Genomic DNA, 11,389 nt, shown 5'->3' on the forward strand with positions numbered 1-11,389 from the left:
TAATTGAGCTTGCTGCTTATCTAAGTTATCTAAATGCGAAATTTTTAAAAAAGTGCTTTCAAGGCATCAAAATCCAAACCACCATAATTACCAGAACTCATTAATAACAATGACTTGTTATCAAAGTTTTGAGAGAATAAGAAGTTCTTAAAATCTTCTGGATTGGTGTAAATAATTAAATCATCACGTTCAAAAGCATTTGCAATTTGTTCTTCTGTTACTTCTTCTAGTTTCTTAATCTCTACGGCATGTGGTGAATAAAAAACTACGGCAACATCTGCAGCATCTAAAGCACCTTTGTATTCTTTTAAGAATTCAGCATTTAAGCTACTATAGGTATGCAATTCTAAACAAGCGACTAAAGTTCTGTCGCTATATTGTTCTTTTAATGCTTTGGTTGTCGCTTCTACTTTACTTGGTGAGTGTGCAAAATCTTTGTACGCTATACTCGTTTTAGATTCCGCAATTTTCTCTAAACGTTTACTTGCTCCTTTAAAGGTAGAAATGGCTTCGTAGAAATCGTCTTCATCGATTCCCATGTGCTGGCAAATCCATTTGGCACCAGCTAAGTTATTTAAGTTATGTGCACCAAAAACCTCAATTGGCATTGGGCCTTCAGGTGTTTCTAAAAGTGTTTCACCATCTTCTACTGTATATTCTGGAGTTTGATATGATATTTTGCGTATTTGATTTTCTGAGGCTTCCACGACGCGTTTTACCTCAGGATCTTCTTCATTGTAATTGATGCTTCCGCCTGTAACAATAGAATCTACAAAAATGCTAAATTGCTCTACGTAATCTTCATACGTTGGAAACACATTAATATGATCCCAAGCAATTCCACTCAACAAGGCAATATTAGGTTTGTACAAATGAAATTTTGGTCGCATATCAATTGGTGAACTCAAATATTCATCACCTTCTAAAACCATAAAATCATTGTTTTCTGTGAGTTTTACCATCACGTCAAAACCTTCTAATTGTGCACCAACCATATAATCGACATCACGATCGTGATAATGCATCACATGCAAAATCATAGAGGTAATTGTTGTCTTACCATGACTTCCACCAATTACAACTCGTGTTTTGTTTTTGGCTTGTTCGTATAAAAATTCAGGGTAACTATAAATCTTTACACCTAGTTCTTGGGCTTTTAGCAATTCAGGATTATCAGCCTTGGCATGCATCCCTAAAACGATGGCATCTAAATCTGAAGTCACTTTCTCAGGATACCAACCAAACGTTTCGGGCAATAAACCTTTTGCATCTAATCGAGATTTTGACGGTTCGAAAATAGTATCGTCACTTCCTGTAACCTTATAACCTTTATTGTGAAGTGCTAAGGCGAGATTGTGCATTGCTGCACCACCAATAGCGATAAAATGTACGTTCATAGTATCCTTATATAAGTACTGTAAAAATACTATAAGTTTTTTGAAATGGGAAGAACTTAAAGTTATACCTCAACGTCACTTCGAGTGATTCTGAAGGATGAAGAATTGTACTTCGACGGCGCTCAGCAGAACTATCGAGAAGCTCTGTAAGATTATCAAGAATTTAAGTTAAAGATATAAAATGTTCTCGATACGATTTTTTAAAAGAAAAAAATCACTCGAACTGACGGAAAACATAATTTCACAAAGAAACTAGCTAACAGCTAGAGGCTAAAAGTTAATAGCCAAAACCTAAAGATCAGGATTTACAGCCAAACTATTAAAAAGCTTTGCTTTGGTACTAAAGAATTTATTCTGAATTTCAATCGCTTTTAATTGTCCATCTATCAATTTAGACTCACGAGAATTTACTAAAAATAAAGAACTTTCACCTAATTGAAACTTACGTTCTTCTGCTTGAAGCATGCGTTCGTAATCCGACACCATTTGAGAGGTAATTTCATTCTGAGCAACGTAAGATTCTAGTTCTTGTTTTAAGGCATTAATTTTATTTTGAAGATTTACTCGTGTCGCATCCATCTCAAATTCTGTGTCTTGCATTTTTAGTCTCGCCAGTTTTAAATCACCACGTTCTTTTCTTAGAAATAACGGGAAACTCAGATTTACGCCACCTTTATATTCAGCTGTATTAAATGTTCTTGCGACTTCTGGCGTTTGAGATAAGAAATTATATTCCACATCTATTCTAGGTAATAGTCTATTTGCTTTTAATCGCGTATCAACTTCTAGACCTTCAAGCTTATAACCTAAAGACATCATTTTTGGATGTTCATCTAATACAACTTCATCATCTCGCAATTGGTTGACATTAAAAGTCGCAACAACAATTGGCTCAGTATTTACATCTGGAATAATATCTGGTTGCAACTCCACTGGCATATTATTCTCTAGCCATAAAAAATTAGACAACTCTAAAGCCGTTTTCATCAATTTTACTTTAGATTGTTCTAATCCTAGCTTCCTGTTGTTAACTGCGATACGTGCTTCAGTCTCATCAATTTCGGCATTTTCTCCGACCTCTACTCCTTTTTGAACTCCTCTAAAACGTTGTTCTGCATTGACCAAAATATTTTCAAAAAGCTTCAACTCAGTATACGCTTGCAACCATTTAAAATAAACTAATGAGGCTTCAAATAGTATATTATTGACATATATATCGCGATCTGCTTTGGCTTGTTCTCTAAACAACTTCGCTTGTTTTAAAGACGCCATTCTATTATTAATCAATAAACCTTGAGCCAATGGCACTGCAATACCTGCACTATATAAACCATCTTCTGGCACAAAGGCTTGCGGATTTAGAAAATCTCCAGTATTCTCTTCAAATGTGGCCTTCAACTCTACTCCAAACCAACTCGGAATTTTAAACGTTCCGTTGAGTCTATCGAAATATTCTGTGTTTTTGAATTTCTTTCTGTCATAATCTACTTCAACTTTAGGGTCAAAAGCTCCCCGAGATTTCATCAATTTCGCTTGACTTTCGTCAATGACCAATTCGGCCTGCTTTACAATAGGATGAAACTTCTTTACAAAGCCTAAGTACTCATCAAAGCGAAGCACATTAGACAAGTCTTCAGTCTGTGAAAACCCAAAACAACTGGAACCAATAAGAAGTACTGTAATAATAAATCGCATCTGTTATTTCTTTTTAGCTTTTGCAGTTCCTTCTGGCTGATAATAATTAGGTGGAAAACCATTAAGTTGTCTCCATAACTCGAACCAAATTGGCACATCTTCTAATAATGCCATAGTAAAAGCTCTTGAACCTGCTCTGATATCTTTAGGCCATTTCACCTCTTCTTCATCTGGTGCTAATAGCACTCTAAACTTGCCATTTTCACTAATAAAATTCTCGATAGCTACAACTTTAGCTCCATAGGTTCCATAAGATACATTAGGCCAACCACTAAATACTATTGCAGGCCAACCATCGAACTGTACACGGACTTTTTCACCTATATGCAACAATGGTAAATCGATAGGTTCAACAAAAGTTTCTACAGCTAAATCTACTTGATCTGGCATCATACCAACCAAGGCTTCACCTTCTTTAAACGTCTGACCAACACCTCCTCTAATGGCTTTGTTTATATAACCATCATATGGTGCTTTAATAAAACGCAGATCATTTCGCATTTGATAATTCGAATATTGATTATCTAATTTAGACACTTGTGCTTCAGTATCAAACTGACTCGACTGTGCTGTAAACTTATCACTCTGTGCTTTAGAGATTTTATCGGTATAAGTAGCACTAACTCTAGAGATTTCTACTTGCGCATTAATAACTTCATTTCTACTTGCCAACAACTTGTTTTCTTGTGAAATAAGTTTCGCTTCAGTTTCTTGCAGTTTCAATCGTGCATCTTCAACATCTTTAGTGGCTTTAAATCCTTCTTGTTTTAAAGTTTCCGTTCTATCGTACTTTGATTGCGCAATCTTAATATTAGTTTTGGCAGCTTCATAGTCAATACTATCACTCTTCACCTTTAGTTTAGACTGCAAAAATTTGTTTCTAGCTTGCTCTAATTTTAAGCCGCGTTCATTAGATAAAGCTCCAATTTGACGATTTAAGGCTTTTACTTTTTCACCATAAGAACCAACAGATTGGGCTTTGGCATCGCGTTGTTGCGCAGTACGTTCTACCAAATTAGGATCGAAATACTCACTTTTAATTTCAGAAATCTGCATTATGGTATCGCCTTTGGCTACAAAATCACCTTCGCGAACAAACCAACTTTCAATACGACCTGGAATAGGAGATTGAATGGTTTGCGGTCTTTGGTCTGGAGTCAATGTCGTGACGTTACCTCTACCTGTTATATTCTGAGTCCATGGCAAGAACAGCGCAATAAAACCAACGATAGCAAATGCTCCTAAAAATCGATTAAAATACTTGTAATATCTACCGTGAAACACACGCTTTCCTGATTTAGAATCAGTAATGTCTACAGATTTATGAAGTTGATTATGAGATATATTTAACATAGTCCGTTTCTTTAAATGATTTCACCTTTTTTAAGCGTTACGACTTGAGTACAACTTTTTGACCAATCGTTACTCATACTTACAACAACTAATGCCCAAGGGTTAGCCGCATTAGTTAAGAAGGCAATTATTTTATCAACTTCTTCTGGCTCAAAGTGCTCTAAAGGATCTTCTAAAATGAGAACCTTAGGCTTGCTAACTATTGCTCTTGCTAATACAATTTTCTTGGCAACTGTGAATGAAATTTGTTTACCTTCAGGATATAAGACTGTATTCAACCCTTGAGGACTTTCTTTTACAAACTGATTCAAGCCAACATTCTCCATTGCCCACATTAATTGTTCATCTGAAATGTCTGAATTCCCGAAGGTGATGTTCTCTCTAATGGTACCTTCAAAAGGGGTTTCGTCTGCTAAAGACAATCCTAAATGCGATCGATAATGATTCAAATTAATATTGCTGAGCAGATATTTATCTAAATACAATTTTCCTTTTGTTGGTTCAATCACTCCTGCGATTAAACGCAATAAGCTCGATTTCCCAGAACCACTATCACCTTTTACAAGCAATCTGTTTTTTGGCTTAATATTTAATGAAATATTACTAAGAATTGACGCTTCGCGATTTGGAACTTTGTAAGAGATATTATCCAATTCAATATTAAAATCGTCTTTAAACTCTGGCTTATCCCCTTCATGCATTTCTAGTTCTTTATCTACAATCTGACCCATTTTTTCTAAAGAGGTGAGCACATCGTAAAAGGATCCTAAACCAAGGATAAGTTTTTCGACTGAAGCGATAACTAAAAGAATAATGATCTCTGCTGCTACGAACTGACCAATATTCATTTCTTGATTCAACACTAATAATCCACCGATTAATAAAAGACCAGCTGTTATAAACACCTTAAAGCCGATCATTTGTATAAATTGAATCACTAAAATTCTAAAGTGGCTTTCTCTAGCTACCAAATAGTCATTTACGAGCTCATCATTTTTATTTACTGCTAAATTGGTTCTACCAGACAACTTAAAACTGACAACTGCTCTAGCGACTTCCTGAATCCAATGTGCTACTTTATACTTGTGCTTAGATTCCATAAGACTTGTCTCCATGCCTTTTTTAGCTGTAAACTTGAATACGATATATATAAGAATCAACAATAGAATTCCGAATGCTATAAAAAACGGATGGTAAAATGATAGTAGAATTAATGCAAATACAATCTGTAAAATTGCAGCGGGAATATCGACCAAAATCTTTGCTAAACCTTTTTGAATATTGAGTGTATCGAAGAATCTATTCGCTAATTCTGGTGGATAATTATTCCTTAGCTCGTTCATTTTAATCTTTGGGAAACGATAGGTAAACTCAAAAGATGCTCTAGTGAAAATTCGCTGTTGAATCGTTTCAATAATACGCATTTGCATCAGTTGCAAAACACCCATAAAAGCAACTCCAAGAGTCACTAGAGCTACCAAAACTATCCAAGATGTGCTAACTTGTGCACCTTGAATAAGATAAATAATAGCCTGAATTCCTAATGGAAGCGTTAAGGCCAAGATTCCAGAAAAAATGGCATAATATATGACTTGCAATACGTCTCTTCTTTCTAACTTTAAGAGTCCAACAAGCCTCTCCCAAGGAGACATAATTTCTTTTATGTTCATAATGATTTACTTACTAATAGCGTTGATAGTGAGTTCTTTAAAAAAGTCTGTTGGAGTAATAGTATCATTACAATCCGTTATTGAAATAAAATGCTCTTTTAAGAAATGTTGATGTAAAGCACCTTCTACAATAGTGCTTGCTAAACTCGATGCGAATTTATACTCAGGATTAATATTAATTATCATGTCTCGTAAACGCTTAATCAAACGCTTATAGACAACAAAATAACCTTCCTTGTTTTCGACATCTACCTCTTTAGTTAAATATGATTTTGAATATTCGTTAATTATAATTCTGTTTAAGACCACCTCATTAATATGAGAAAAGGTCTTATCTACTTCAATAGTTTTTGTAACCACTTCGATGGCTTTAAACAATTGCTCTTTTGGGTCTGGCATATTAAAGGTTGTAAATACCATTTGATATTCTATCCAAGCCCAATACCAAGACGTTAAGTATAGAAGAAGCTTGTGCTTACTTTCAAAATAACGATAGATTGAACTTTCATTAGATCCAATCTTTACACCTAACTTTTTAAATGTGAAACTGTCGAAGCCAATTTCATCAATAAGCACTATGCTGTGTTCAATAATTCGCTTGCCTAAATTTGACGATTCTGGATCTTTAATATAGATCTTATCTGGAACAGAAATTTTTAAATTTGATAGTAAGTTTAGCATTTTTACATTATTTGATTGCAAATATAATAGTAATACTATTAATTTAAAATGATTAACAAAAGTTTAGTACCACAAAAATTGTAGTATTAAGTCAAGTAATAAATTTGTGATTAGGTCTTAAAGCTTAGAAATAGTCGCCTTTTCTTCTTTAAAAACATCAATCTTAGGCAAACCTGCAATTGCCTTATCTATCCACTTTAAGGCTTCAGTTTTATCCTTTTTGTGCTTATAGATTTGTGCTAATCTGTAATAAGCCCATTCTTTAGGCACACCGTCTTTAGAAGAATGATGAGATAAATAGGCTTTTAGACACTTTTCTCCTTTATCTAACTGAATATTATAATCTGCGCAAACTTTACCAATTTGATAATGCATCGCATTACGTTGTAATTTCTCTTGTCCTTCTTCTAGATTATCGATTGCCTTTTCTGGTTCGTTTTGCCCTTCGTAGAAGCTCGTTAATTTCTCATAACAAGTTACTGAACCACCAACTTTTATGGCTAATCTGTAATACTTTTCAGCAAGTTCTGGTTCGTCATCATATTCATATACATAACCTTTTGCTAAATAACCATCTACTTTAGATAATTGTTGCAATTCTTCAGCATACTTTAGAGCTTTAGAATTACTACCTCCAATAATACCAGGAAGCGATACATACAATTCTACTAAAGCCCAACGTGCATCAATATGGTTAGAATCTAATTCTGCTGCCTTTAAAAAAGCACGTTTAACATCACCAATAATCCCCAAAGCTTTTAGTTTACTAATACTTAAAGCTTTCATACCTAAAGCTCCACCATATTTGTATTGATAATTGGCATTGCTAGGTTCCTTTTCTGTTAAAGTTTCATATTGCTCAATAGCTTCATCCCATTTTTTTTGATGACCATAAGCATCTCCTAAAAGCTCTATGGCTTCTTTATCTTCAGCGTTTGACTTTAAAAGTGTAAGCATTTCGCTCTGGGCTCTTATAAATGCTTTCTCAGCAATAAATGCTTCGGCCTTCTCTTTAGACGTTTGAGAAAAGCATATAGAGGAAATTAAAAAGATCCATAAGAATCTATACATAGATAAGGGCTTTATTTCACAAAAATACAATTTATGTCTTAGTCGTAAAATCTTAATTTAATAACGTTCTGTTTCACTCACAAATTGTTTAACTTCACTCATCCAAACGACACGTTTACTCGTTACTACTATTTTTGGAATGCCTTTTGAAGGTATTTTGTAGAAAATGACATAAGAATGACCCAAGCGCAAAAACAAACTGTCAATCTTGTGTATATGTTTCATGCGCGAACTGTATGTGACAATTTAAAACAATTAAGATAGACACATGAAAAATTATATCTCAATACTAATGCTAATTTGCTTTGCTTCTTTCTCTAATGCTCAAGATAACTTTGACAGTCAATGGAAAGCTGTAACCAAGTTTGAAAACGAAGGCTTAACAAAAAGTGCTGCTGATTTGGTAGAAGACATCTACAAATCTGCAATCAAGGAAAAGGACAAACAACAACGTATTAAAGCATTGCTTTATAAAAGCAAGTACATGTTAACACTCGAAGAAGAAGCGCAATTAAACATTGTTAATCTTTTTAAAACAGAAATTAAAACAAGTGACATTGTTACTAAGCATCTGTTAGAAAACATGTTGGCTACCATGTATTGGCAATATTTTCAGCAAAATAGATATAAATTTTATAACCGTACCAAAACTGAAAGTAAAGTAGATACTGTTGATTTTAGAACTTGGGATTTAGAAACCTTGTTTAATGAAATTCATGCGTATTATCAACGGTCTTTGGAGAATGGCTTAATGCTTCAACAAGAACCATTAAACAATTACAAAACTCTTATCGTAGAAGTTAAAAATTCTAAAGAATTTCGTCCTACACTATATGATTTACTAAGCCATAATGCTTTACAGTTTTACAAAACAGATGAAAATAGTATTACGCAACCTGCATATAAGTTCACTATTGACAATGACGCTTTAATAAGTGATAGTGAAACATTCATAAACTTAGATTTAAAATCAAAAGATTCTACATCTTTACAATTGAATGCGCTAAAAATCTATCAAAATTTATTAAAGTTTCATCGTAACGACCAATCTTCAAAAGCATTTGTGGCTGTAGATATTGAACGCTTACAATTTGTGTCTCAACATGCCACTTTTACCAATAAAGAGGCTTTACTTTTAGAAACTTTAAAGTCAAAAGCTGAAACCCTAAAGTCATCTCCGCTTTCAGCGCTTTATAATTTTGAAATTGCTTCACTTTACAGACAACAAGGCAATAGATATAACAGTAATCCTAACGAAAATGACGTTGACGAAACCCATCGTTGGAAAATTAAAGAAGCATTAGAGCTTTGTACAGAAGTCTCTTCTCAATTTCCTGAAAGTATTGGCGCGAAAAAATGCGACGTTCTAAAACAGCAGTTATTACTGCAAAGTATAAGATTACAAGCTGAGCAGTTTATTCCTGTTAATTCAGTTTCAAGATTACTGGTCAGTTATAGAAATCTTAATACGCTCGATTTTAAAATATATAAAATCTCAAAAAAGCAATTAGAAAAATACAATAGTACTTATAGAGTAGAAGAAAAAACCAATTTCTTAAAAAAACTAAGTAGTACGGAATCATTTTCAAGTCCATTAAAAAACGAAAGTGATTACCAAAATCACAGTACAGAAATTGTAGTGCCAAAATTACCAAATGGCTTATATCTTATTAAAGCTGAAACGAAATCTGAAGCTAATGTATTTGCGGTAGCACATATTCAGGTGACGGATTTGGCCTTAATTGAAAGCACTAACAATAACACGCACAATTATCAATTAATAGACAGAAACAATGGTAAGCCAATCGTTGATGCTAATGTTGCAATATCCTATACTCAAAATGGATACGATCAACGTTGGAATAAAAAATTTGTCACTGATCGTTTTGGTAAGTTTCAATTTATAAAGGATAATAACCGTTATAGAAATGTTGAAATAAAAGCGACCTACAAGAATGACATAGGGTACTTTGGTAATTACTACATCAACAAAAAGTATAAAGAAAATATTAAAAATGATACCCAATACAAATCCTTTTTATTTACAGACAGAAGTATTTACAGACCTGGGCAAACAGTTTATTTCAAAGGCATTGTCACTGCGACTAGAGATGGAAAAACACAAGTTCTTGCAAATAATACGGCTAAAGTAAAGCTCAAAAATGTAAATGGTGAAGCGATCAGCGAGCTACCGTTAAAAACCAATGAATTTGGTTCTGTAAGCGGTGAATTTATTTTACCAAATGATGGACTCACAGGCAATTATGCTATAGAGTTAATTTGTGGCAATACTGGCTATACTAATTTCTCAGTTGAAGAATACAAACGTCCAAAATTTAAACCAGAATTTCAACCTATTACAGAAACCTATAAAGTGAACGATAGCATTACCGTAAAAGGAATTGCCGTAGCTTTTGCTGGAAGTAATATCACAGATGCTAAAGTGGTTTATCGTGTAAAACGAAATGTTCAGTTTCCAAGTTGGTATTATTGGAGACGCCCTTATTATAATGTAGAAGCACAAGAAATTACGTTTGGAGATACCAAAACAAACGATAAAGGTGAATTTGAAATTATCTTTAAAGCCTTACCAGATGAAAGTGTTTCTAAAGACAATCTTCCTGTTTTTAATTATGAAATCACAGCAGACGTTACAGATATTAATGGAGAAACGCGTTCTACTTCTACCATTGTTAATGTTGGTTATCATGCTATGACTGTGAGAATTGTTGCACCAGAACTCATTGATAAAACAAAAAAAGACGTAGAATTATCTCTAGTCTCTGAAAACCTTAATGGTGAATTTGCACCAGCAAAAGGCACCTTAAAGATATACAAGCTTAATGCGCATGATGCTGTTTTAAGACCTAGACCTTGGAGAGCTCCAGATTATCAAGTCTTATCAAAAGAAGAGTTTAAAACGCAATTTCCTCACGATCCATATAACAATGAAGATGTGTTAACCAATTGGAAAAAGGGAAAGGAAGTTTTTAGCAAAACTTTTGATACTGAAAAAGACAAAACCATAATCTTAAAAAAACTCAACAAATGGAATTCTGGTCAATATGTTATTATTACCGAAAGCGAAGATAAATTTGAGCAAACGGTAAAAGACCAAGTTTTTACAATACTTTTTAGTGATAAGGATAAAACGGTTGCTGATAATCAATTATTTGAAGGGCAATTAGACAAAACTACGTACGAGCAAGGTTCTATGGCTAAACTAACTTTAGGTTCTGCTGCTGAAAACATAACAGTGACTGTAGAGATTGAAAAGGACAGTAAAATTATAATGACACAATTGGTTCAACTCAATAATTCAAAACAAACAATTCTTATTCCTGTTTTAGAAAGTGATTTAGGTGGCTTTGAAGTGCATTGTAGTTTTGCAGCTTACAATTCATATATTCCACAAAGCTATAGAGTTAACGTGCCTTATCCTAAAACGGATTTAGAAATTGAAACCAAAACCTTTAGAGATAAGCTACAACCAGGACAAGATGAAACTTGGAGCTTTAAAAT

Annotated in this window: 8 protein-coding genes; 1 reads left to right on the forward strand and 7 read right to left on the reverse strand. The window is 33.7% G+C overall.

All coding sequences use genetic code 11. The features are described 5' to 3' along the window. Positions 1 to 44 precede the first annotated feature (44 nt). The 7 genes from AAC053_RS05590 to AAC053_RS05620 form a co-directional block, all read right to left on the reverse strand. Positions 45 to 1,397 (reverse strand): Mur ligase family protein, encoded by a 1,353-nt coding sequence (locus tag AAC053_RS05590; RefSeq protein ID WP_339753877.1) that lies wholly within the window; start codon positions 1,395 to 1,397, stop codon positions 45 to 47. 291 nt (positions 1,398 to 1,688) lie between these two features. Continuing rightward, positions 1,689 to 3,092 carry a TolC family protein gene (locus AAC053_RS05595; protein WP_339753880.1) on the reverse strand — a complete coding sequence of 468 codons (1,404 nt, stop codon included), beginning with the start codon at positions 3,090 to 3,092 and terminating at the stop codon, positions 1,689 to 1,691. A 3-nt stretch (positions 3,093 to 3,095) separates the two neighbouring features. Next, on the reverse strand, positions 3,096 to 4,445 hold the full coding sequence (locus tag AAC053_RS05600; RefSeq protein ID WP_339753883.1) for a biotin/lipoyl-binding protein: 1,350 nt from the start codon (positions 4,443 to 4,445) through the stop codon (positions 3,096 to 3,098). Positions 4,446 to 4,456: 11 nt separating this feature from the next. After that, positions 4,457 to 6,115: an ATP-binding cassette domain-containing protein gene (locus AAC053_RS05605; protein ID WP_339753886.1), complete on the reverse strand. Its 1,659-nt coding sequence runs from the start codon at positions 6,113 to 6,115 to the stop codon at positions 4,457 to 4,459. A 6-nt stretch (positions 6,116 to 6,121) separates the two neighbouring features. Beyond that, a complete protein-coding gene (locus AAC053_RS05610) occupies positions 6,122 to 6,796 on the reverse strand; it encodes a TetR/AcrR family transcriptional regulator (protein WP_339753889.1) in 675 nt (224 codons plus the stop codon). Between the two features lie 117 nt (positions 6,797 to 6,913). Further along, on the reverse strand, positions 6,914 to 7,867 hold the full coding sequence (locus AAC053_RS05615; RefSeq protein WP_339753892.1) for a tetratricopeptide repeat protein: 954 nt from the start codon (positions 7,865 to 7,867) through the stop codon (positions 6,914 to 6,916). Positions 7,868 to 7,924: 57 nt separating this feature from the next. Continuing rightward, entirely contained in the window at positions 7,925 to 8,092 is a 168-nt protein-coding gene (locus AAC053_RS05620) for a hypothetical protein (RefSeq protein ID WP_339753895.1), read from the reverse strand. A gap of 43 nt (positions 8,093 to 8,135) precedes the next feature. Between AAC053_RS05620 and AAC053_RS05625 the strand changes: the two genes are divergently transcribed. Further along, a partial coding sequence (locus AAC053_RS05625; RefSeq protein ID WP_339753898.1) for an MG2 domain-containing protein occupies positions 8,136 to 11,389 on the forward strand: 3,254 nt, incomplete at its 3' end.

The sequence above is a fragment of the uncultured Winogradskyella sp. genome (assembly GCF_963975125.1).
GTDB lineage: Bacteria > Bacteroidota > Bacteroidia > Flavobacteriales > Flavobacteriaceae > Winogradskyella.

Coding starts and splice junctions, on each gene's coding strand:
- AAC053_RS05590 (WP_339753877.1), bottom strand. CDS start 1,397: ATGAACGTACATTTTATCGCTATTGGTGGTGCAGCAATGCACAATCTC.
- AAC053_RS05595 (WP_339753880.1), bottom strand. CDS start 3,092: ATGCGATTTATTATTACAGTACTTCTTATTGGTTCCAGTTGTTTTGGG.
- AAC053_RS05600 (WP_339753883.1), bottom strand. CDS start 4,445: ATGTTAAATATATCTCATAATCAACTTCATAAATCTGTAGACATTACT.
- AAC053_RS05605 (WP_339753886.1), bottom strand. CDS start 6,115: ATGAACATAAAAGAAATTATGTCTCCTTGGGAGAGGCTTGTTGGACTC.
- AAC053_RS05610 (WP_339753889.1), bottom strand. CDS start 6,796: ATGCTAAACTTACTATCAAATTTAAAAATTTCTGTTCCAGATAAGATC.
- AAC053_RS05615 (WP_339753892.1), bottom strand. CDS start 7,867: ATGTATAGATTCTTATGGATCTTTTTAATTTCCTCTATATGCTTTTCT.
- AAC053_RS05620 (WP_339753895.1), bottom strand. CDS start 8,092: ATGAAACATATACACAAGATTGACAGTTTGTTTTTGCGCTTGGGTCAT.